17 protein-coding genes are annotated in these 23219 nt (G+C 43.0%); 10 read left to right on the forward strand and 7 right to left on the reverse strand.

Features of this window, described 5'->3' with window-relative positions; translation table 11 throughout:
* Positions 1-69: 69 nt before the first annotated feature.
* Positions 70-2889 carry a PD-(D/E)XK nuclease family protein gene (locus DD657_RS06995; protein ID WP_287049204.1) on the reverse strand — a complete coding sequence of 940 codons (2820 nt, stop codon included), beginning with the start codon at positions 2887-2889 and terminating at the stop codon, positions 70-72.
* Between the two features lie 172 nt (positions 2890-3061).
* On the opposite strand from DD657_RS06995, the gene DD657_RS07000 reads away from it, so the two are divergent.
* Together DD657_RS07000 and DD657_RS07005 are read left to right on the forward strand one after the other, a co-directional pair.
* On the forward strand, positions 3062-3625 hold the full coding sequence (locus DD657_RS07000) for a nitroreductase family protein (protein WP_021988390.1): 564 nt from the start codon (positions 3062-3064) through the stop codon (positions 3623-3625).
* Positions 3626-3638: 13 nt separating this feature from the next.
* Positions 3639-4205, forward strand: a complete 567-nt coding sequence (locus DD657_RS07005) for a fumarylacetoacetate hydrolase (RefSeq protein WP_287049205.1) — start codon at positions 3639-3641, stop codon at positions 4203-4205.
* Between the two features lie 146 nt (positions 4206-4351).
* Here the strand turns inward: DD657_RS07005 and DD657_RS07010 are convergent, their stop codons facing one another.
* From DD657_RS07010 to DD657_RS07020, 3 genes are all read right to left on the reverse strand, one after another.
* Positions 4352-6034, reverse strand: coding sequence for an AMP-binding protein (locus tag DD657_RS07010; protein ID WP_021988392.1), 1683 nt, complete (start codon positions 6032-6034; stop codon positions 4352-4354).
* Between the two features lie 158 nt (positions 6035-6192).
* A complete protein-coding gene (locus DD657_RS07015) occupies positions 6193-7653 on the reverse strand; it encodes an aminoacyl-histidine dipeptidase (RefSeq protein ID WP_287049206.1) in 1461 nt (486 codons plus the stop codon).
* Between the two features lie 111 nt (positions 7654-7764).
* On the reverse strand, positions 7765-9891 hold the full coding sequence (locus DD657_RS07020; protein ID WP_287049208.1) for a S9 family peptidase: 2127 nt from the start codon (positions 9889-9891) through the stop codon (positions 7765-7767).
* A gap of 348 nt (positions 9892-10239) precedes the next feature.
* On the opposite strand from DD657_RS07020, the gene DD657_RS07025 reads away from it, so the two are divergent.
* The 7 genes from DD657_RS07025 to pfkA all read left to right on the forward strand — a co-directional run bounded on the left by DD657_RS07025 (position 10240) and on the right by pfkA (position 17165).
* Positions 10240-11556, forward strand: a complete 1317-nt coding sequence (locus tag DD657_RS07025; protein ID WP_068689992.1) for an MATE family efflux transporter — start codon at positions 10240-10242, stop codon at positions 11554-11556.
* Between the two features lie 214 nt (positions 11557-11770).
* Positions 11771-13135 carry a FimB/Mfa2 family fimbrial subunit gene (locus DD657_RS07030; RefSeq protein WP_287049210.1) on the forward strand — a complete coding sequence of 455 codons (1365 nt, stop codon included), beginning with the start codon at positions 11771-11773 and terminating at the stop codon, positions 13133-13135.
* Between the two features lie 122 nt (positions 13136-13257).
* Positions 13258-13779, forward strand: a complete 522-nt coding sequence (locus DD657_RS07035; protein ID WP_021988397.1) for an O-acetyl-ADP-ribose deacetylase — start codon at positions 13258-13260, stop codon at positions 13777-13779.
* Positions 13780-13798: 19 nt separating this feature from the next.
* Complete coding sequence (locus DD657_RS07040; RefSeq protein WP_021988398.1) at positions 13799-14338, forward strand: NUDIX domain-containing protein; 540 nt, start codon at positions 13799-13801, stop codon at positions 14336-14338.
* 217 nt (positions 14339-14555) lie between these two features.
* Entirely contained in the window at positions 14556-15251 is a 696-nt protein-coding gene (gene cmk, locus DD657_RS07045; protein WP_068689986.1) for a (d)CMP kinase, read from the forward strand.
* 27 nt (positions 15252-15278) lie between these two features.
* Positions 15279-16130: a 4-hydroxy-3-methylbut-2-enyl diphosphate reductase gene (locus DD657_RS07050; RefSeq protein WP_068692173.1), complete on the forward strand. Its 852-nt coding sequence runs from the start codon at positions 15279-15281 to the stop codon at positions 16128-16130.
* Positions 16131-16181: 51 nt separating this feature from the next.
* Complete coding sequence (gene pfkA / locus DD657_RS07055; RefSeq protein WP_021988402.1) at positions 16182-17165, forward strand: 6-phosphofructokinase; 984 nt, start codon at positions 16182-16184, stop codon at positions 17163-17165.
* Positions 17166-17299: 134 nt separating this feature from the next.
* Here pfkA and DD657_RS07060 read toward each other — a convergent pair whose 3' ends face one another.
* Complete coding sequence (locus tag DD657_RS07060; protein ID WP_287049212.1) at positions 17300-18136, reverse strand: TonB family protein; 837 nt, start codon at positions 18134-18136, stop codon at positions 17300-17302.
* A 226-nt stretch (positions 18137-18362) separates the two neighbouring features.
* On the opposite strand from DD657_RS07060, the gene priA reads away from it, so the two are divergent.
* Positions 18363-20798: a replication restart helicase PriA gene (priA, locus tag DD657_RS07065; RefSeq protein WP_287049214.1), complete on the forward strand. Its 2436-nt coding sequence runs from the start codon at positions 18363-18365 to the stop codon at positions 20796-20798.
* Positions 20799-20815: 17 nt separating this feature from the next.
* Here priA and menA read toward each other — a convergent pair whose 3' ends face one another.
* Positions 20816-21715, reverse strand: a complete 900-nt coding sequence (gene menA / locus DD657_RS07070; RefSeq protein ID WP_287049216.1) for a 1,4-dihydroxy-2-naphthoate octaprenyltransferase — start codon at positions 21713-21715, stop codon at positions 20816-20818.
* 85 nt (positions 21716-21800) lie between these two features.
* Positions 21801-23090 carry an arginine deiminase gene (locus DD657_RS07075; protein WP_287049218.1) on the reverse strand — a complete coding sequence of 430 codons (1290 nt, stop codon included), beginning with the start codon at positions 23088-23090 and terminating at the stop codon, positions 21801-21803.
* Positions 23091-23219 lie beyond the last annotated feature (129 nt).

The following is a 23219-nucleotide window of genomic DNA, read 5'->3' on the forward strand; positions in this document are numbered from 1 at the left end:
TTTATTCGATTTTTCTCCCGGGGCTGTCGGAAATTTATCGGTGGTGGCTCTGGGGAATCTTTTGTATTTTTATTTTCTGCAAATGCCGGAATAGGGACAAGTCCGGCATTTTTTTTCATTAAGAGTTTGCGTAAAAGAGTTGTCTGAAGAAAAAAGACGACTCAATAATTCTGTAAGTAACTGATAAAAATCCTCTCTGTAAGCACTGAAATCGGAGATATAGGAATTGTTGCATTTTAATTTGTAGTTGTAATCTTTTCCGAAAAGCAGTTTTGTACTGTATATGCCCGGAGTAAGTACCGGATATTGCGGATGATTGTAGCCGAACATCAGGCAATAAAGAAGGGTTTGAAATGCAGCTTTGTTCCGGTTGTTGTCCGTCGGATCGAAGATCGACGGTATATCCCGGAAAACAGTTGTATCTGCTCCTGTTTTATAGTCAATGATCCGGACAGCATGATCAATTTGGTCTATCCGGTCGATAATGCCGCCTATGTATACGGATTTTAAACCGTTTGGCGTATTTATCGGGATGGGAACGGTGTATCTTTTTTCCATGGAGATAATGCGGAACGGACATATGGTTTTGTCATACTGAAACATTTGCCGGAGGTATTTTTTTATAACTTCCAGTATAAGTTCGTTGCTACCGCTGTCGATCAGGCGGATGACCTGTGAATCGTAAAAATTCAGGTACGATTTCCGGATGTGTTTATCGAGCTGTTCCCGGTTATGAAGTATCCGGTTAATTACGTCCGCAGTTATTTCCTGTTCAGCGACTGTTGCATATAACGATTGGGAACATTCGTGGAAGATATTTCCCAATAAGCGTTGATCCAATTCTTCGGCCATTTCTTCTTTTTCCTTGATTCCGGCAATGTATTTGAAATAGAATCTCAAAGGGCAGTCGATGTATATGTTTAAGGCCGAGGGAGACAGGGATATCTCCGGAGATTGTGTATATGCGTATAAGGTATCAAGAATTTCCTTGTTGTATACGATTTCTATTTTCCGGGCTTCTTCTACGGAGATATGGTTCTGGAAATTGTGTTCCGTGATCGGTAAGCCCGATTCGTATTTCATCTGGAGCAAAAAACGGCTTTTTTCTCCACCGGATAAGCCTTGTGTTACTGAATTATAAAGGATTTTTATTTGTCTGGCACGTTGTAGTACCCGGTAAAAGTAATAAGCAAACAGAGCATCCTGGTGTTCCGGAGTCGGGAGCTGAAAGCCGACTCTTAAATTGTAAGGGATAAAAGAGGAAATATGCCCTGTGTGTGGAATAATACCTTCGTTGGCGGAAAAAAGAATCAGGTTGTCGAAGTCCAGCATACGGGTTTCTTGCAGTCCCATGATTTGTAATCCTTCGAGAGGTTCTCCGCTAAAGGGGATTGTCGTTGTGTTGACGATTTTATTGATGATCTGTAAGTACAGTTTGTTCTCGGGCACGATTTTTTCTTCTTCGAACGTGTTTTTTAGGCACTGTATCTGTGTATAAAAAGTAAAGATAAATTCCTTTTCCAGCGGATAAAGTGTTCTTTCCGTGTCCGGAGAAGAGGCCGAAAGTAATTTTAAGATGCGGAGCAGATAATCGGGAATATTTTGTTCCTCTTCGGAAAAGATTACACGGGTTAGGGCGTTGAAGTGTAGATTTTTCCCGGCAATATATACAATATTTTTTTTTCGGATGTAATCCGTGATCTTGTCAATGTCTTCGGGGCAGCTGTCTTTGATCAATTTGTGGTTGAGTAAAGCAATGACCGGTTTATAATAGTAATAGGTGTTACCGTTTTCGGTTTTGCTGTAATTTTTCAATTCCCCCAGCATATACAGTAATGCCGCGACGGAGGTGTTTTGGGCCGGATAGCCCATGGTAATGTTTATTTTGGAGATATCTTCCGGGATAGAATGCATGACCGGAATTAACAGCCGTTCATCGCATAGTACCAGAGCCGTTTTCCGTGGATTTTTGCGGGAGTCATCATTCAGTAGGGTCGGGATAAGTTTGGCTTGCCCGATATTGGAAGGTACTGAGATGTATTCGATATTTTTACCGTTGTATTTGAAATTGTTGAAATGTTCGGGACCTAATTCATTGGGGAATAAGGTCAGGTTTTCCCGGATAAAGTTTCCGGCCTCGTGGAATTCATTTGAGGTGTAATATATGTCGTAATCCCAGTAGAATGTAGCTTGTTTATTGTTTTTGTAAAAGGTGAATATTTGTTTTTCGCATTTGTTCAATGCATTGAAACCGGCAAAGATAACCGGTGTTTTTTGAGCATAGTTTTCGATATGCTCATAAAAGAAACGCTGTCCCATTCCTTCGTAACAGAGATTTTCTTTAAAAAGCCGTTCTTTGAATTTCAGGTAGGTCGGATAGAGGTTGTTCCATACTTTGAGAAACTCCTGCTGCTCCAGACTGTATTTTTCAGGGTTGAAACTGCTCCAGAAGCTTTTTACGGCATCGATCTGTTCCGGAGAAAGGTAAGGAAAATTGATTTCGACTTCTTTCAGAGAGATTATATTGGAAAATAAAGCCTGAGGATCTGCCAGGTATTTGTCGATGTCGTCGAAATCTCCTAAAAGCATGTTTCCCCAGAAGTAGAAATCTTCAAATTTCTCCGTAGAACCGGATACCTGGGTATATGCTTTGTATAATTTAATAATTAGAGGGAGGTTGTCGGCTGTTTTCAGTCCGGTTTGCCGTTCGATAAACTCCGGAAGCGTGAGAATAGCAGGCATCCATATCGGTTGACCAATCCGCTTGGATAATGCTTCGGCCAAAAATAATCCGGCTCTTTTATTCGGAAACAACACCGTCAGGTCTTTCAGATTGTACTGATATTTACGAATCAGATCTTCGGCTAACAGTTGCAGGAATGAATTCATATACCCTTTTTTATAAATCCTGTGCCCGACGATTTTACTTTCAGGCTTTCTTTTTTTTTGTTATTTTTGACAACCTTGACAAAGATAAATTTATTTTGTCACCCGAAGGGATAAAATCGTCGAAAAAGTCGATGGATTACAAATATTGAGATTGGTATAATAAAATTGAATTATGTTACAGGATCTGTTACAGAAGAACCGGAGTTACCGTCGTTTTGACGAGCAGGTAAGGCTATCGGAGGATGAATTAAAAGAATTGGTGGCATTGACTCGCTGGTGTGCTTCCGGGCGTAATGCACAGCCGTTGAAATACCGTATCGTTTCTACAAGGGAAAAATGTGCCGAAATATTTCCGGCATTGGCCTGGGCCGGATATCTGACTGATTGGGCCGGTCCTGCCGAGGGAGAACGGCCGGCTGCTTACCTGGTTCAATTACTGGATACCCGGATTGTGGAGAATTGTTTGTGTGATGACGGAATACAGGCTCAGACGATACTTTTGGGGGCGGTAGAAAAAGGTTACGGCGGATGTATAATCAAGGCTTTTAAGAACGACCGGTTGGTTAAAGTGTTGCAGTTGCCGGAATATATGCGGATTATGTATGTGATTGCATTGGGAAAACCAGTGGAGAAGGTGGTTGTGGATGATATGGAGGAAGAAGATTACAGGTATTGGCGGGAAGCTGACGGTACTCATCATGTACCGAAGCGTCCGTTAACGGAACTTCTTTTTTGACCGGGTATAGGATATGAAGCTTCTATGTGCAGAATATAACGAACAAGGTGGTTTTACGGTGGGGGTCATCGGGGATAATGCTTTGTTGCGTAATAACAATGATTTTTATTTTCCGGCATTTACCCGGGAATTGAGTTGTGTACCGCAATTGGTGTTTCGTGCCTGTAAGCTGGGGAAAGGTGTATCCGAGCGGTTTGCCGGCAGGTATTACAATGAGGTGGGTGTCGGTTTGCGTTTCTATGCGGACACATTGGAGAGCGAATTGAAAATGAAAGGGTTGCCGTGTGGTGTTGCTGCAGCCTTCGACGATTCCGCAGCGCAAAGTGAGTTGCGGGACTATCAGGGGGAGAATATAAAGTATTCTTTGCAAGTGAACGAAACGACCGTTTTTACCGGAACGATGCGGGAATTACCCTTGCATGCCGATGAGTTCGTTGCTTTGGCATCCGGATTTTATATGATTAAAATCGGTGATTTCTTTTACTGTGGAAACCCTTACCGTTACCGGGGACTTCAAATCGGGGACCGGCTGCGGATGTATATGGGAGAAGAGTGTATGATGGATTTTCACATCAGATAGTCAATCGTTATTTTATGGTCCGATAAACGAAAACAGCCCGGTAAAATACCGAGCTTTATTCAATTCTAAAAGCGCCTCTTAAATAATATTAACCGTCCAACTTTTGGGGTTCAGTTCAATTTTTCCGGCTGTTTTTTATGTGGTTCTTAAAGTTGAACGTTGTTGTATAAGAAACGTTTGATTTTATGTGTCGGCGTTTTTTCGAAAGGTTCGCTTTGGACCATAACCAATTGTAGTTTGGAAAAATTATTGACCCGGCTGTTGACGTATTCGAAAAGTTCTTTTTTCTGTTCTTCGATGTAATCGTTGATATACGCTTTGTAGTTTCCGGCCTGGGTTTTTAGCTTCTGATATTGTTTTTCCAACTCTTCCATGTTGAAATGAACCATTGCAACTAATTTCCCTTTGGACTCGACAACGAGGGACTCGTTTACAAACCGGAAATTGTTGATGATCGATTCGATTTCTTCCGGATAGATGTTTTCGCCGGAAGCCCCTAAAATCATGGTTTTTATCCGTCCCCGGATCGATAACCTTCCTTTCTTGTCGAAAGAGCCGAGATCGCCGGTTTTAAACCAGCCGTCCTGAGTGATCGATTCCCGGGTTAATTCCGGTTTTTTATAGTATCCTTTCATGACGTTCGGACCTTTGATCCAGATTTCACCTTCTCCTTTGTTGTCCGGTTCGTTGATTTTCACCTGTACACCTTCCATAACGGGACCGACTCCCTGTAAAAAGGTTTGCGACGGGTTGCTGCCGGCTGTCATCGGGGCTGTTTCGGTCAAGCCGTAACCGATGGCGTATGGGAAACGGGCTTCACGTAAGAAACTTTCGACTGTCGGGTCTAATTTAGAACCTCCGACTCCGAAGAATACCAGTTCTCCGCCGAATGTCTGCATAAGCTTTTTACCGGCGAGGCGGTTTAGTGTTTTACGTATGGGAGTGAATTTATATAAACAACTCATCAACCGGGAAGAATTGAATTTCGGTAATATCTGAGTTTTGTATATCTTCTCGATAACCAGGGGAACTGATAGCATGACTGTCGGCCGAATCTTTTGCATAGCCGGCACCAGTAGCTTCGGTGTCGGAACCCGGTCGAGATAAAATATCTGTGCTCCGAACATCAGCGGCAGCAGTAACCCCAGCGTGTTTTCATATGTATGAGCCAGTGGTAAAATACTTAAAAACCGGTCGTTTGTACTGACGGGTTGTATGGTGCTGCATTGTTGGGCGTCCCACACCAGGTTTTTGTGACTTAGCTCCACGCCTTTTGAGAATCCGGTTGTTCCGGAGGTATAGATGATGGAAGCGGTGTCTTCTTCTTCGATGCAAATTTCCGGAAGCGGTTTGAGGTTATTTAACGGAATATCCTGTTCCAGTTTTTCGATGTCTTCCACCGGGTATCCTGCCGGGATATGGGCGAAAGTATTCATCAGGATTTTATGTTCCAGAAAGTTTGTTTTTATATCGGCTACCAGCTTATAAAGTAGTTTGGACACAAATATGATTTTAGCTTCCGAATGTTCGAGTATATTTTGGATTTCAGTGGTACTGAAACCGGGAAGTACAGGCACGGCAATGGCTCCGATTTGTGCAATGGCAAACTGGGTGATTCCCCAGTTGGGCATGTTGGCACTTAGGATGGCCACTTTATCTCCTTTTCGGATTCCTAATTCTAAAAGATGATTGGATATAGAAAGAACTTCATTGTAAAAATCCCGATAAGTCCTGTTTCCTGATTGAACAAAATTTAAAGATAAGTTGTCTTTAAATTTGGAACAGCTATTTTTGAGCAATTCCGGTAGTGTCAATTTATTTAAGATCATATTTTAATTTTCGCATATACATTGCAAAGATACGACGTTTTTTTGAGGAAAGGGTTAAAGAAAAATAAAAAATAACCGGAAGGTAGTTAATTTACACTACGATTTTGAAAAAACAGAAAATAGTAACGCCGGGTAAAACCCGGCGTTATCTTGTGTATTTATTTTTTAGGAGCTTCCTTGAGAGTTTCTTTTAAGAATTCCCAGAATTTGCCGACAGACGGAATGTTTACTTTCTCGTCCGGGGAATGTGGGTGGCAGATCGTCGGTCCAAAGGAAATCATGTCCCAACCCGGGTATTTTGCACCTAAAATACCGCATTCCAGGCCGGCATGTACGGCCATAATACGTGCCTCTTTGTTGAACATTTTCCGATATGTATCCTGCATCGATTTCAGGATAGCCGATTGCGGGTTGGGTTTCCAACCCGGATAAGCACCGTCGAATTGGATGTTATCGGCTTTTGCCAGTTCAAAAACGGATTGCAGGCATTCTGCCAGATAATCTTTTGCCGTTTCAACGGATGAACGCATGAGGGTGTTGATGACAATTTTATCGTCGCGGGTTTGTACGATAGCCAGATTGTTGGATGTTTCGACTGTGTCCGGCATAGAATCGATCATACGTACCGTGCCGTTGGGACATCCCAGGATCGCGTCGGTCAATCTCCATTGTAAATCGGCATCCATGACATGTGCCGGCATTTCGGTTTCTTCTGCCAATAGTTTTACATCGGGATCTTTTTCAATCAGTTCGGCTTTATATATGGCTTCTGCTTCTTTTATTTTAGCCAGAAATTTATCTGCATTTGCTGCCGGTAGAGTGATAACGGCAAATGTTTCACGCGGAATGGCGTTGCGTAGGCTACCTCCGTTGATGGTGGCTATTTGCAGATTCAGTTCCTGGGCGTGAGTTTTCAAAAAGCGGAATAATAATTTGTTAGAGTTACCCCGGCCGAGGTTGATATCCATACCGGAATGTCCTCCTTTAAGTCCTTTCAGAGCTAATTTATAGGCTTTGCTTCCTGCCGGTACGGCAGCTTTTTTATAATTGAATTCTACGGTTGCATCAAGTCCTCCGGCACAACCGACATATAATTCGCCTTCGGTTTCCGAGTCCAGATTCAATAAGATATCTCCTTTCAATACACCCGGTTTCAGACCGTTCGCACCGTCCATACCGGTTTCTTCCGTCGCCGTGATCAGTACTTCGATCGGACCGTGCTGAATGTCGGTGGCCGTCAGTACTGCCATTGCCGCAGCAACGCCCATTCCGTTGTCGGCACCCAAAGTTGTTCCTTTGGCACGTACCCATTCTCCGTCGATATATGCGTCGATCGGGTCTTTGGTAAAATCATGCCGGGTATCTTCATTTTTTTGCGGAACCATATCCAGGTGACCTTGCAGAATGATGCCTTTGCGGTTTTCCATACCCGGGGTAGCCGGTTTGGTCATAATAATATTTCCAGCCTCGTCCATCCGGGCATCGATGTGGTGTTCTTTAGCCCAATTCATCATAAATTCCCGGGCTTTTTCCTCATGGTTGGAAGGCCGCGGTACTTGTGTTAACTTGTAAAAGTTTTCCCATATCGCTTTGGGTTGAAGGTCTTTGATTGTATCCATATATTTTGTTGATTAGTGTTTGCCTTGCTGCTGACTAATAGGCCTGAAAACATTCGTCTGCGGTAGTTCCCATCACCTGATTGACCGGAGCAAGGTTCACGGTTATAGATTTTATTTTTTCATGTGCTCATTCAGATATTTTACGAACTTTTCATAGAGTTGGCGACTGGTATTTCCGCCATATATGCTGTGGTTACGGTTGGTGTAAATACCCATATCGAATTGTTTATTGGCCTGTACCAGGCGTTCTGCCAATTCATACGTATTTTGAACATGTACGTTATCGTCAGCAGTACCGTGACAAAGCAATAAATTTCCTTTTAATTTGTCAGCCCAGTTCAACGGAGCATTTTCCTCATATCCTTTTTCGTTTTCTTTGGGTGTACGCATATACCGTTCCGTGTAGATGGAATCGTAGAATTTGTAATGAGTTACCGGAGCGATGGCGATGGCTGTTGTGAAAATATCATTTCCTTTCATGATACAGAGGGACGACATAAAACCACCGTAACTCCATCCCCAAATACCGATGTTTTGCTTGTCGATGAAAGGTTTTTCTGCCAGCCATTTAGCGGCAGCAATCATATCGTCACTTTCCAGTTTACCCAATTGCATATAGGTGCATTTGCGGAATTCTTCGCCGCGTGCTGCTGTCCCTCTGGGATCGATACAAGCTACTGCGTATCCTTCCTGTGCCAGATAATTCAACCAGTTGACGCCTCCCCAGCTATTTTTTACCTGTTGGGAGTTCGGGCCGCTGTATTGGGTGATAAGTAAAGGATATTTTTTGTTCGGGTCGAAATCCAGCGGTTTCATGATCCAGGCGTTCAGCATGGTTTTACCGTCGGCTGCCGGAATTTGTATGAATTCTTTCGGTGCAATGGCATAACCTTTGATGGTTTCCTGGGCCTGTTGGTTGTCTTCCAATACGCGTACCAGCTTATTCTTCGCATTATATAAACTGATTACCGGCGGTGTGTCTATGTTGGAGAATGTATTGATATAATACTGGTATGTTTTACTGAAAGTAGCGTTGTTCCAACCTTTGTTGGGGGTTAATTTCTTTTTTTGTCCTTTGCTGTCTACGGAATAAACATATTTTTCCAGAGGTGATTCCTCATAAGATGAGAAGTAGAACGTTTTTGTCGCGGGGTTATAGCCGTAGAAGTCTGCAATGTCATAGTTTCCGGAAGTGATGGCCTTCTTTTCATGTCCGGCCATATCGTAAAGGTATATGTGCATATACCCGTTTTTCTCACTGGTAATGATAAAGTGTTGGCCGTCTTCCGGAAATACCAGGTTGTCAAAATTGCTTTCGGCAATGTAATATTTATTTTCTTCCCGGTAAAGGATGTTGGATTTTCCGGTACGGGCATTGGCCAATAGGATTTCCATCTTGTTTTGCAGACGATTCAGGCGAATGATAGCCAGTTTTTTAGGATCCTGTGTCCAACGGATACGGGGAATATAGATATCTTGTTCCTCACCGATATCCATTGTCATCGTCGTTTTATCCTGTATGTCATATACATGTACCGAAACCAGTGAGTTGGCTTCACCGGCTTTGGGGTATTTGTAGCTGTATACCGAAGGATATAGTTCGTTTTCTTTCAATGCCGGGGCTTGTCCTTCGAACATATTCATCGGGAATTCTTTGACGGCAGATTCGTCAAAACGGATGAAAGCCAGTGCCGAGCCGTCGGGAGCCCATTCAAAAGCCTTATTGAAAGAAAATTCTTCTTCGTATACCCAGTCGGGGGCTCCGTTGATGATGTGATTGTATTTGCCATCGAATGTGATTTGCCGTTCAGTGCCGAAACGCAGGTCGTGAATGAAGAGGTTGTTATCACGCATAAAAGCGATACGTAAACCGTCAGGAGAGAAAGTCGCCAGACGTTGACTGCCGTTTTCCGAAAGAGGTTTCAGTTCTTTATTTTTAAAATCATAGATATAATAATCGGCAGTATAGGAGTGGCGGTATATGGGATTGACATTCGTACTGATGAGAATCCGGCTTTCGTCGTTGTTGAATGTGTAGTTCGAAATGTATTTTACCGGACTGTTCTCAATCGTTTTCAGGTCTACTAATGTTTCGACCGGTTGGCCTGTCTTATAACTGTATTTTACAATTTGGGTTCCATTATTGGCTAATACAGTATAATGTGCCCCGTCATTCATGGAGCGAATGCCATAGACTCCTTTGGTTCGGAAAGTTCCGTTCACAAAAAAATCGTCCATGCTTAATTTTTTTTGCTGGGCGTAGGAAGATACCCCTAAACTAGTTAAAATCAGTAAAATAAAGATGTAGTATATACGTTTCATCATTAAAAATTATTTGTGTTTTATCAATCGAGCCTCAAAGGTTTAAAAAAAAAAGATGTTTTCAAAGATTTTCTTTCGATAAAGTTTCTCATTTTCCCGGAAATCTCTGCCGGACGAAGCGGATTTTTTGGGACGTGGGAACACAAAAATCCTACGATTTTGATTTACGATTTTTCTTCGGCAGGCGAAGGTTGTGGAGCCAATCTGAAATCTAAAATCATAAATCTACAATAAATAGCTTTATCTTTGCAAAAAATTCAGTATATGAACCGCAGGATTCTTCGTTTGGCCATACCTTCTATTGTATCCAATATCACTGTTCCTTTGTTGGGACTGGTCGATGTGGCTATTGTGGGGCATTTGGGGACGGCTGCCTATATCGGAGCAATTGCTGTCGGAGGTTTGTTGTTCAATATTCTGTATTGGAATTTCGGTTTTTTACGGATGGGCACCAGTGGCCTGACTTCCCAGGCCTATGGCAGAAAAGATGCAAATGCTCAGATTCGGGTGTTGGCACAGGCGATTGCTGTGGGATTGATTTCAGCAATTGTCATACTGATTTTACAATATCCGATAGAACGTTTGGCTTTTTATTTTCTCGATACGAGTAGGGAGGTTGAACAATATGCGGTAACTTATTTCCGGGTTTGTGTATGGGGGGCACCGGCAGTATTGTCGATGTACGGATTTAAGGGGTGGTTTATCGGTATGCAGAATTCCCGTTACCCGATGTATATTGCAATTGCAGTTAATGTAATTAATATTGCCTGCAGTCTCTTTTTTGTTTTCGGATTGGGTATGAAGGTTGAAGGGGTTGCTTTGGGGACTGTCGTTGCCGAGTATTCGGGATTGTGTATGGCAATATGGCTGTGGAGAAAAGAATACGGTTTTCTTCGTTCGCGGTTTGTTTGGCAGGAAAGTATACGATTCGGTGCGATGCGTCGTTTTTTTGCCGTAAACCGGGATATTTTTTTGCGTACGCTTTGTTTGATTGCTGTAACGACTTTTTTTACTTCCAGTGGTGCCCGTCAGGGAAATGTGATTTTAGCCGTGAATACGCTGTTGATGCAATTATTTACTCTTTTTTCATATGTTATGGATGGATTCGCCTATGCGGCAGAAGCTTTAGCCGGTCGTTATATCGGTGCCTGTAATTTAAAGCATTTGCGTCATGCTGTGCGGAATTTATTCGGTTGGGGAATAGGCTTGTCCTTGTTGTTTACATTATTATACGGAATAGGAGGGAAACACTTTTTGGAAGTATTGACCAATGAAAAGGAGGTGATTGTTGTTGCCGGGGATTATTATTATTGGGTATTGGCTGTTCCTTTGGCCGGTTTTGCAGCTTTTTTGTGGGATGGAATCTTGATCGGTGCGACTGCTACCCGCCAGATGTTGTGGTCTATGGCTGCTGCTGCCGCAGTATTTTTTCTGATATACTACGGATTTTCAGGAGATGTTGATAATCATGTGTTATGGTTAGCTTTCCTCGCTTATTTATTCATACGTGGTTTGATGCAAACTATTTTGGGGCGAATTATATTTACACCTGCCTATTTGAAAAAAATGTCTTGTAAATGAGACAAGAGATGTTGTAAAGTAAGATATGCAAAATAAAATTTTATTATAAAAACAAAAATCTTATCTTAATTTTTTATTATCTATTGTTTATTTCCCAAAAAGTTATATTTTTATAAAGTACAATGCGCGTCTTGTAACTCTTCTATTCCTGTTCGGCAGGTTACTTGATTAAGATATCTTTGTATATCGGTGTTTTTATATTAATTTTTAGCTTATGAAGTGGTTAATTATCATTGTTATAATGGTAGTTCTCGGGGCGTGTCGTCGCGATTCGGAGCCTTGGTCTGAAGATGATCCGAAGCAAGAAGTTGCCGTTGTCGTGAGAACGGGTAGCAGTGTCGGTGCATTTTCACCGGTGAATTATCAGTTGTTTGTTTATGATGAGCAGAAACAGGAAACCGACTTTTGTGAAGTCCCTCCGGAAGCCGGAGATGCCCGTCGGTTCAGATGGAAATTGTCTCCCGGCACATACACCGGTTTTTGTATGGTGAATGTTGTCAATCAGACGGTTTTGGAATACAGTAAATCGAAGACTCCGGAACAAATATTCGTGAAATTAGAAAAAAATGCCGGGAATTATACGGAAGCTGCAGATTATTTATTGGGGCAGGCGGATTTTACAGTGACTGAGGGAGAGCCGGTGCCGGTGGTTTTCGATATGCAACGCAAAGTGGCACAGTTGCGGGTTATTGTTGAAAATGTGCCGGAAAATTTGACAGATCTGACAATTCATGTATTTTCAATTCCTTTGAAAATGAATTTACTGGGAGATTATACAAGTGAGACGGGTACTTTGATTAAAACAGCCGGAATTTCGGTTGCGGGTATTTCCACAACCGGGATTTTACTGTTTCCGCCTGTAGGAGAGAGTGGGTTGATGTTGTCTTATAGGGTCGGGAATACACCTTATCAGACTCCTGTACGTTCGATACAGACATTGACGGCGAACCGGATAACGGAGATAAAAGCTGTATTCGGGAGTATACCGGGTTCGGAATGGGTTGGATTTGAAACGGAAATATACGATTGGGAAGAAACGATTGTCCGGGAAAGAGATTGGTATATTGATATGCCGCCCGATGTGTGCAAAGGGGTAGGAAATGGGGTTAACTTGATACAAAACGGTGATTTTGAAGGAGGAGTAACGGAAGGGATACCGGAACACTGGAAATTGGATGCCAACGGAACGGATAAGAAAAGTGTGGTTGTCGATGCTCCGGTTTATCAGGGGAATAAAGCTGTCCGGTTGGAAGGGAAGACCTATTTATACCAGGATGTACCGGTTTCTGAAGGACGATGTTACCAATTGCGGATGTATGTGAGAGCCGATGTTGCGGAGGTGAAGTGGCGGGTGTGGTGTACCTGGATGGCCGGAAACCGGAGTCTGGCTTCGGAGGAAATACGTTCTTCGGCCTATGGCTATCAGACCGAGGGGTATGTTGATGTATTCAGAAACGGGATTTTCAGGGCTCCGGCCGGAACAACTAAATTGCGAATGGAGGTCCGGACATATATGTCGTCATGGACAGGGGGAACCGGACTGTATGTGGATACCGTGGCGGCGGAATTGGTAGAATAGTTTTTATTGTGGTGTGATCAGAGCCTGTGGTCGTAAAAGACCACAGGTTTTTTATTTTTTCTGTCTTATTTATGGATAACATTCTTATCTTTGTTAATATTGAAAAAACAGTTGATTTTTATATGAAACGTATAGAAATTATCCTGGGAGATATTACGAAATTGCAAGTAGATGCGATTGTCAATGCTGCGAATACGACTTTATTGGGCGGTGGCGGAGTTGATGGGGCGATACATCGGGCTGCCGGTCCCGGGCTTTTGGAAGAATGCCGGAAATTACAGGGATGCCCGACCGGAGAAGCAAAAATTACCGGAGGATATTGCTTGCCGGCTCGTTACGTCATTCACACGGTAGGCCCGGTATATCGGGACGGTAAACAGGGAGAGCCTGAGTTACTTGCCTCTTGTTATCGCAACAGTTTGCGATTGGCTGTAGCTCATCATTTGAAAACCCTGGCATTTCCTTGTATCAGTACGGGAGTATATCGTTTTCCGAAAGGTAAAGCAGCCGGTATTGCACTACGGGAAATAGGTGATTTTTTGGTACATCATACGGATTTTGAAAAAATAACGGCCGTTTGTTTTGAAGAGGAGGATTACCGGTTGTATCGGCAGCTCGTAAAGAAAATGGGGTTAGAAAGCTAAATCTAAAAATATAGGGATTATGGAAAAGCAGTATTGTTACAAATATCCGCGTCCTGCTTTGACAACGGATTGTGTTGTTTTCGGTTTCGATGGAGCGGATTTGAGTGTTTTACTGATCCGGCGGGCAAATGAACCTTTTCAGTATGCGTGGGCATTTCCCGGTGGTTTTCTGGAAATGAACGAGACGGTGGAGGAAGGAGTATTGCGGGAATTACGGGAGGAAACCGGTATTATACCGGCTTTTACCGAACAGGTAAAAGTCTTTTCGGCAGTAGACAGAGATCCGCGGGGACGTATTATTACCGTGGCTTTTTATACTTTGGTAAAAATGCAGGATTATGTACCTGAGGCCGGAGATGATGCTTCCCGGTGTAAATGGTGTCGTGTTGACGAGTTGCCGCCTTTGGCGTTCGATCATGAAGAAATATTGCAGGCGGCATTGGTGAAATTACAGGAGCGTCTGCATTTGACAGCCGATGACAGGGGAGCTGTAGAGACTTCATTTTCTGCTCCGGTATTACAACGTTTGTATGACGCAATCGCCAATAGCCGGGAATAGTCCGGAATTGTAAATGATCCGGATTTTTGATCCTGAATTTTCGGGAAAAATCATGTTGGTCTTTTATTTGGGGTTTACAATCGGTTGAGGCTTGTTCTTCGATTTGGATTGTGAATCTGTATTTTGTGTACGTTCAGTAACGTTTGCATAGATTTTAATTGTATTCCGGAAATCTATCATATAACTTTTTTAAAAATATTGTACCTTTGCGAAGATTATGGAAAAATGTAAAGCATTGATTATCGCGGTAGATGGACATTCGTCCACGGGAAAAAGCACTGTAGCAAAATTATTGGCCACCCGTCTCGGGTATGTATATATCGACACCGGTGCCATGTACCGGGCGGTTACATTGGCCGCTATGCGCAACGGATTGATCAACGGTGAATATGTGGATGAAGAAAAGCTGCGTATTTGCCTGAAAAATTTGGTTATTGATTTCAGATATAATGAGGGACATGCCCGGAATGAAATTTATTTGAACGGAGAAAATGTAGAGGAGAGAATCAGAGGGATGGAAGTGTCCGGAAATGTGAGTTTGGTTGCCAGAATAGGTTTTGTAAGGACTTATCTGGTGGAGCAGCAACGGGAAATGGGGAAGACCGGAGGCATTGTCATGGACGGCAGGGATATCGGGAGTGTGGTGTTTCCGAACGCAGATGTTAAATTCTTTATGACGGCTTCACCTCAGGTGAGAGCAATGCGTAGATATAAGGAATTGACGGCAAAGGGAGAGGCGGTTGATTATGCCGAGGTGGAGGAAAATGTGAGAAAGCGGGATTATATCGATGAACACCGGGAAGAGAGCCCTTTGAAGAGAACAGAAGATGCTGTTTTAATTGATAACAGCAATATGACGATAGAAGAGGAAGTTCAGGTTATGATGGCTGTTATCGAAAAAAAGAAATGTTGATCCGTTGTATTTTTTCGGATTATGGATATGCGGGTTGAGATAGATGAAAATTCGGGTTTTTGTACAGGTGTCGTAAATGCGATCTGTAAAGCAGAGGACGAACTGAAAAAAGGAACTCTTTACTGTATCGGGGATATTGTGCATAATAACCTGGAAATGGAGAGACTGGAGAAGAAAGGCTTGAAGACGATCGGACACGAGGAATTTGCAGGGTTGAAAAATTGCAGGGTATTGTTCCGGGCGCATGGAGAACCGCCTTCTTCTTACCAACGGGCCTTGGCCAATGGGGTTGAAGTGATCGACGCTTCCTGTCCGGTCGTATTGAATTTGCAGAAACGTATCCGTGAAGCTTATGAAAAGATAAAACCTGCGGGCGGACAGGTGGTGATTTACGGTAAGCGGGGACATGCGGAGGTGAGCGGATTGGTCGGACAGACAAACGGGGAGGCGATTGTTGTGGAGACGGAAGCAGATCTGGTACAGGTTGATTTCAGTAAGCCGGTGGTGTTGTTTTCCCAGACGACGAAGAGTCTGGACGGGTTCCGGAATATAGCCGGAATTATACAGGAGAAGGGACAGGATGAGGTGGTTGTTTATGATACGATTTGCCGAAAGGTGGCGAACCGAATTCCGCAGTTGATAAATTTTGCAAAAATGCATGATGTTATTATTTTTGTGAGCGGAAAAAAAAGCTCCAACGGCAGGCAATTATTTGCTGTGTGTAAAGAGGTTAATGAAAGGACATATTTTGTGCAGGATGTGCGGGATTTGAAAAAAGAGATGTTCTTGGGGGCTGAAAGCGTTGGGATCAGTGGGGCGACATCGACGCCATTGTGGGTAATGGAAGAAATTCAAAATGTGATAAAAAAGCAAGAATAAAAATATTCTTCAAGATAGAGTTAACATAGAAAGTAAAATTTTATATCTATTATGGGAAAAATTAAAAGAATCGGAGTTCTTACATCGGGTGGGGATGCACCGGGGATGAATGCTGCTATTCGTGCAGTGGTGAGATCTGCCATATACTATGGTTGTGAAGCTTACGGTATATATGGGGGATATCAGGGGTTGATCAATGGGGATATCAAACGGATGAAATCCTATGACGTAAGCAATATTATCCAGCGGGGGGGAACGATTTTGAAGTCTGCCCGTAGTACTGAATTCCGTACGCCGGAAGGAAGAACAAAGGCTGCAGCGGTGTTGGCAGAACACAAGATCGATGCTTTGGTGGTTATCGGTGGTGACGGTTCGTTTACCGGAGCCCGTTTATTGATTCAGGAGCACGATATTCCGGTAGTCGGTATTCCGGGTACGATCGATAATGACTTATACGGAACCGATTCGACGATCGGGTATGATACGGCTGTTAATACGGCTGTAGAAGCTGTGGACAAAATTAAGGATACCGCCAGTGCACACAACCGTTTGTTTTTTGTGGAGGTAATGGGACGTGATGCCGGTTTTATTGCTTTGCGGACGGCTATCGCTACGGGAGCAGAAGCCGTATTGGTGCCGGAGATAGATACTGATATTGCAGACCTTGAATCCTTCCTTGCCAAAGACTACGATCCGACGAAATCCAGCGGTATTGTTATCGTAGCGGAAGGAGAAAAAGAAGGGGGTGCCTACAGTGTAGCGGATAAGGTTTCCAAAGCTCATCCGGAATATGATATCCGGGTGTCTGTACTCGGACATATGCAACGCGGCGGATCGCCTTCGGCTTTTGACCGTGTATTGGCCAGCCAATTGGGGGTTGCTGCGGTAGATGCTCTTATGGATGATCAGAAGAGTATTATGGTCGGTATCATGAATAAAGAAATTGTTCATGTGCCTTTCAATAAGACGATTAAAAATTCCAAAGGGTTAAATCCGGAATTATTGAATCTGGTGAGGGTTTTATCGAACCGATAAAAATACATTGTAATATTGATAAAGCCGGGAATGTTTCAGTCCCGGCTTTATTGTTTTATGCTGCTTCAATTATACATTCATTTCCGATTTATACTCCTTTTTTATCGTTCGGGTTGGGTTGAGTGTATTGAAATTTAGTTGTGTTGATTGGCAGGCTGTGGCAGAAAAACCCGTGTCCAGTATTCTTTTCCCTGCAAAAGAGGATCAACCGATTGAAAACTGATCATCAACAGATTTGCATTGAGGAATTTAAAGTGAATTGTAATATCTTTTCCGGATAATTTAGGGTTCATAATTGATTCTGAAACGCTTTCTACATAGGTACTGTCTGATGTTTGGGTATAGGTCCCGTTCGAGGTGATGACAGATACATGACCGGATGTATTCAGGGCCAGATTTGTGAAACGATTGTCCGTTGAAAGGATTTTCATATAAGGTCCGGCTGTAATACTGTATTTTTCGTTATCGGATGTGTTATTGAGTTTGCATATTTGCCATATACCTTGTAATGTTGTTCCGGTATCGTTGCTGTTTTTAATATCGGAAATAGATGACATAGAAGGTGTTATTTTGAAGGTAATCGGAAGCGTGTATATGACCGGTACTTTTTTCCCTTTATTTTTTCCCGGAATCCATTTCGGCATGTTGGAGACAACCCGAATGGCTTCCTTGTCTAATAGAGGATGAGAACCCCGGCTGATTTCAGCCTGACTGACTTTTCCGTTTTTATTGACGACGAATTGTACGTATACCCGACTTTGGACTTTTTGTGTCAATGCTTCCCGGGGATATTGGATGTTGCTTTCTATATATTTGAGCATGGCCTCAATTCCTCCCGGATATTCCGGTATCTGGTCGGCAATATAATAGGCTCCGTCTTCACGTATCATACCGTTTTGTTGTTGGGCAGATAATTCCGGGCAAAAACATGTCCAGGATAGTAAAAGTAAACAGGAGATAATGATTTTCATACGATGAATTTTAATTTGGTAATTAATAACTTGAAACTGTTTGTGTTGTAAAAATAAATAAAATATGGAGAAATGAAAGAATTATTTTAGTGTGAAGATGATTTCAGGATTTTTTATTATTATGAAAACGGTTATTTTTCTTCTTTTCTGTTGTCAGAAAAAAGCGGTTCTTATTTTTTCAGATGTCTGAAAAAGGCGTAATTTTGAGCAGGAAAAGAGAATAACGGTGAAATTTGCAGATATAATTATACCATTGGCTGTAGAAGGGGTTTTTACCTATGCTGTACCTGTTGCTTTGGAGGAAAAAGTGGGGGAAGGCAAACTTGTCATTGTATCTTTTGCCGGAAATAAAAAATATACGGGTGTCGTATGGCGGATTCATGAGAAACAACCGGTCGGCTATAAGGTTAAAAATATCGAGGCTGTAACGGATGATCGTCTGCAATTGTCCGGGGTGCATTTACAATTTTTATTTTGGATGGCCGAATATTATATGGCTTATCCGGGAGAGGTGCTTCGGGCTGCTTTACCGGTTGTGTTCCGTTTGGAAAGTTTTACGGCGGTTACATTGGGGGATACGGAGATTGATTTCGATGATCTGACTGATAATGGACAGGCATTGTTGCGTTTTTTACGACCGGGGCAATATGTCGCTATGCGGGAAATAGAGAAATATCTCGGTATCAAAAACGGGATGGGGCTTGTCAAATCCTTGCTGGATAAAGGATATATACAAATCAAAGAAACAATAGACGAGATTTTCCGGGAAAAGACCGAAAAATGGATACTCTGGGCGCGTCCTTATGCGGAAGAGGAACTTTCCGGTATTCTCGATGCTTTGAGGCGGGCTTCGGGGCAGTATAAAATGTTGTGCCGGTGGATAGAAGCAGGGAAAGAACAAATGGAAAAACAGCATTTTTTGAAGCAGTCGGGTGGTTCTGCTGCAATTCTGAAATCACTTTGTGAAAAGAATATCCTGAAAATCGAAGAGCGAAAAGTGAGTCGTTTGGGAGAAGATAAAGCCGGGGAACAGCAGGCAAATCCGCTTTCATTGCAACAGGAGTCCGCTATAAAGCAGATCAGAGATTATTTTACGTCCAAAGATTGTGTTTTATTACGGGGGGTTACTTCGTCCGGAAAAACAGAGGTATATATTCATCTGATCCGGGAATATATATCCCGGGGTAAGCAGGTGTTGTACATGTTACCGGAAATAGCTTTGACGGTTCAGATTATACGACGTTTAAGACGGGTTTTCGGGGATACTATCGGAATTTATCATTCCGGAATGCCGGATAATATAAGGGCTGAATTGTGGAAAAAGCAATCCGGTCCGAAACCTTATCCGGTGATTTTAGGGGTTCGGTCTTCGTTGTTTTTACCTTTTCAGAAATTGGGACTGGTGATTGTGGACGAAGAACATGATCCTTCCTATAAGCAAAAAGAACCGGCTCCACGCTATCACGGACGGGATGCAGCCATTATGCTGGCCAATTTGTGTGGAGCGAAAGTGTTGCTGGGATCGGCGACACCTTCTTTTGAAAGTTATTATAATACGAAAACCGGTAAATACGGCTATGTACAATTGACTTCCCGGTACGGGGATATCCGGATGCCGGAACTTTTGTTGGCCGATCTGGCTGAGTATCGTCGTAAAAAACTGATGAAAGGAGTATTTTCACCGGTTTTGATTCAGGAAATGCAACGGACGTTGAATGAAGGAAATCAGATTATCCTTTTTCAGAATCGTCGGGGGTATTCGACATATTTGCAATGTGATTGTTGTGGTTCTATATTGAAATGCAGTCATTGTGATGTCAGTATGACTTATTATAAACAACGCGACTTGTTAAGTTGCCGGTATTGCGGAAGTATAAAGAGGAACGTATCACTTTGTACGGAATGCGGAAAAGGCCATTACCGTCAAAAGACGCCCGGTACGGAGCGGGTGGAGGAAGAAGTGGCTGCACTGTTTCCGGATGCCAGAATTGCCCGTATGGATTTGGAAGTCATGAGCAGTAAAGCAAAGTATCACCGGGTTATTCATGATTTTGAGGAAGGTAAGACGAATATACTTGTCGGAACTCAAATGGTTTCTAAGGGATTGGATTTTGCTAATGTTAAATTGGTGGGTGTCATCGATGCGGACAGTATGGTTAATTTCCCGGATTTCCGTTCAGAGGAAAGGGCGTATTGTATGTTGATGCAAGTGGGGGGACGTAGCGGAAGAAAAGGGGAGCAGGGAAAAGTCATTGTTCAGACTGCCGATCCCGATAACCGGGTGTACCGAATGGTGATGAACGGTGATTACGATGTATTTTATACGGAGATTGCCGCCGAACGGGAACAGTTTGTTTATCCTCCTTTTTGCCGGTTGATTCAGGTGGAGTTGAGACATAAGGAGGTGGTGGTGGTGAGAAATGCGGTGAATCTACTGGTGGGCCGTCTACGGGCGGAGTTGGGGCGTCGTGTATGGGGGCCTGCCGTGCCGGAAGTTAGTAAGATCGGTGAAATGCACCGGGTACAATTATTGATTAAGATCGAATATAAGGTCTCTCTTTCCAGAATAAAATCTTTTCTTAAGGAAGAATTATCGGCTTTGCAGTCGGACAAAGGATTTACCGGGCTCCGGGTGTACTGTGATGTCGACCCTCAGAATTGATGCTTCAGTTTTCTGGGTCAGTAAAGCGAAGTAAAACCGGTTGCCAGGGCCCACAGTAAGGTACTTACCGAAAGAAATTTGAGTTGAGGATCGAGTTGCTTACCGGAGTAACGATACATTTTTAGCAGGTGGATGATGAAGAGCGGGACGACAATAAGATACCCCCAGTTTAGTAAATGAGTATAAGTCGTCAAGGTGTAAATAACCATACACAGAATTCCGCCGGCAATGAGAATCATATGGTAAGTTTTGGCTTTTTTTTCTCCGATAAGTACCGGTATCGTTCGTTTACCGCACTGTGCATCATTTTCGATGTCACGGGTGTTGTTGATATTTAAAACACCTGTCGTCAGGAACCCGATGGAGGTAGCCGGAAGTAATATATCCGGATTCAATTGATGGGTCATCAGGTAATAGGCTCCCAATGTGCTGACCCATCCGAAAAACAGAAAGACGAATATATCCCCCAATCCCCGGTAGCCATACGGATTTTTACCGATTGTATATTTTACGGCAGCTATGGCGGCTGCACCGCCGATGAATAGCATAAGAATACTTTTGTAGCTGAGTAATGAATGGAAAGCCGTAAGAATAAGGACGGTTCCGCTTAGTATTGCAAGTAAAATAAAGATAATAATCAACCGTTTAAAATCTTTGGTGGTGAGAATTCCGGATTGTAAGGCCCTGACAGGTCCCAGACGATCGGCATTGTCCGTACCTTTTTGCATATCTCCCAGTTCGTTGGCCAGGTTACTCAGGATCTGGAGGCACAGTGTTGTCAGGATGGCCAGGCAGAATACCGTTGGATTGAAATAACCGTCCGATTTTGCCAAAAGGGAACCGAGAATAATACCGGAGATTGACAGCGGTAAGGTTCTTAGCCGGAAACTGCTGATGTAATATTTTATTTTTTTCATTGTGCAAAAATAACGAAATTACATACGAAAACGTGCCCTTCATGTATTTTTAATGAAAGGCACGCTGGGATGTATTGTGGATATTTTACCAGTCGATGTCGGTGCGGTTTACCGGCATGGTCATACAACGTGCGCCGCCTCCGCCGCGCGGCAGTTCCGAGCCGTCGATGGTAATGACATACCTGGGATAGTGTCCGAGATCGACGTGTCCGTCGATTACGTCATTGGCCTTGATAATTTCGAAACCGGCTGTGTTCATGGCTTCCATGGTATAGTTGTTACGGGCATATCCCAGGACTTGTCCCGGTCCGACACAGAAGAAATTAGCACCGCTGTGCCATTGTTCTCTTTCCTGATTCCATTCGTCGGTACCGCCGCAGAATACAGGTTCCAGGTCCATACCGAGTTTTTTCAAGGCACTGAGAAGATTCTTCTCTGTACGTATACCCAACAACTTTCCGTTTTGTATTTTTATATGTACGGTCTGGTAATTTCCCGGATTCATAATCAAGGGTTCGAATACCATACATTTATCGCGATCCAGAAGGGTGAAAACCATATCCAGGTGAATAAAGGATTCCGGCGTATGCGGTAATTGCTGTACAATGATGTGCTGTATTTTTTCGGTTTTCCGTTTGATGAATTCGTACATCAGCAGATCGATAGCCTGTGTACTGGTACGGGCTCCGTTGCCGATGATCAGGATATCTTCCCGGGCTACCAAAACGTCGCCGCCTTCTACAGTCCGGATACGATTTGCCGATCCGGGAATAGGAGGAATGGTCAATGTCGATGTTTTAAATTCTGGGGTGAAATCAAATATTGAACGCATGATTACCGATTCCCGGTCCCGGATAGCGTTGGCCATACGGCCGATCAATACCTCGTTGTTGACACTCATGGAAGCATCCCGGGTAAAGAGTAAATTATGCATCGGACGTAATGCAAACCAATCTTTGCTTAAATATTTGGTCAGATTATCCTTTACCATTTCCACGCCTTCGATGAGCAGACGGGAGAGGCTTTCTGCATTTTCTTCCATCAATTGTTCTTTCAGACTGCCTTTGGGGGCTTGTTCTCCGATGAAAGGCTCTATTTTTTCGATGCGCTCCAGTACTTCCGCTTTGATTTTTTCATCTTTCAGTATATTGCATAAAAGGTCTTTTACCTCGAAAGTACGGGTCAGTTTCGATAAAACACCTTTGATTTGCTTGTATTCATCCCGGGCAATCGAAAGATTGATAATATCGCTGTAAAGCGCTCTTTCGGCATTTTCCGGAGTCATGTTCTCAACTTCTTCACCGGGCGTATGAATGATCACACCGTTTAATTTCCCGATTTCCGATTTGACATTTACTTCTATAATATCTTTCATAAATTTATTTTGAATTACTACTGTAAATCGTTTAGACAAAAGTAGATTATAATTCATTAATAACCTTATAATTACATCTTATAATTATGCAAATGGCGGAAATAATTATGCACTTAAACGGAAGAATTT

The sequence above is a fragment of the Culturomica sp. genome (assembly GCF_003524185.1).
In the GTDB taxonomy this organism is placed as follows: domain Bacteria; phylum Bacteroidota; class Bacteroidia; order Bacteroidales; family Marinifilaceae; genus Culturomica; species Culturomica massiliensis.

What these genes read in the sequence shown, in the direction of transcription:
- DD657_RS07030 (WP_287049210.1), top strand. Translation starts at nt 11,771, where the DNA reads ATGAAGTGGTTAATTATCATTGTTATAATGGTAGTTCTCGGGGCGTGT.
- DD657_RS07035 (WP_021988397.1), top strand. Translation starts at nt 13,258, where the DNA reads ATGAAACGTATAGAAATTATCCTGGGAGATATTACGAAATTGCAAGTA.
- DD657_RS07005 (WP_287049205.1), top strand. Translation starts at nt 3,639, where the DNA reads ATGAAGCTTCTATGTGCAGAATATAACGAACAAGGTGGTTTTACGGTG.
- pfkA (WP_021988402.1), top strand. Translation starts at nt 16,182, where the DNA reads ATGGGAAAAATTAAAAGAATCGGAGTTCTTACATCGGGTGGGGATGCA.
- DD657_RS07000 (WP_021988390.1), top strand. Translation starts at nt 3,062, where the DNA reads ATGTTACAGGATCTGTTACAGAAGAACCGGAGTTACCGTCGTTTTGAC.
- DD657_RS07060 (WP_287049212.1), bottom strand. Translation starts at nt 18,136, where the DNA reads ATGAAAATCATTATCTCCTGTTTACTTTTACTATCCTGGACATGTTTT.
- DD657_RS07075 (WP_287049218.1), bottom strand. Translation starts at nt 23,090, where the DNA reads ATGAAAGATATTATAGAAGTAAATGTCAAATCGGAAATCGGGAAATTA.
- DD657_RS07010 (WP_021988392.1), bottom strand. Translation starts at nt 6,034, where the DNA reads ATGATCTTAAATAAATTGACACTACCGGAATTGCTCAAAAATAGCTGT.
- DD657_RS06995 (WP_287049204.1), bottom strand. Translation starts at nt 2,889, where the DNA reads ATGAATTCATTCCTGCAACTGTTAGCCGAAGATCTGATTCGTAAATAT.
- menA (WP_287049216.1), bottom strand. Translation starts at nt 21,715, where the DNA reads ATGAAAAAAATAAAATATTACATCAGCAGTTTCCGGCTAAGAACCTTA.
- DD657_RS07025 (WP_068689992.1), top strand. Translation starts at nt 10,240, where the DNA reads ATGAACCGCAGGATTCTTCGTTTGGCCATACCTTCTATTGTATCCAAT.
- DD657_RS07015 (WP_287049206.1), bottom strand. Translation starts at nt 7,653, where the DNA reads ATGGATACAATCAAAGACCTTCAACCCAAAGCGATATGGGAAAACTTT.
- DD657_RS07040 (WP_021988398.1), top strand. Translation starts at nt 13,799, where the DNA reads ATGGAAAAGCAGTATTGTTACAAATATCCGCGTCCTGCTTTGACAACG.
- cmk (WP_068689986.1), top strand. Translation starts at nt 14,556, where the DNA reads ATGGAAAAATGTAAAGCATTGATTATCGCGGTAGATGGACATTCGTCC.
- DD657_RS07020 (WP_287049208.1), bottom strand. Translation starts at nt 9,891, where the DNA reads ATGGACGATTTTTTTGTGAACGGAACTTTCCGAACCAAAGGAGTCTAT.
- DD657_RS07050 (WP_068692173.1), top strand. Translation starts at nt 15,279, where the DNA reads ATGCGGGTTGAGATAGATGAAAATTCGGGTTTTTGTACAGGTGTCGTA.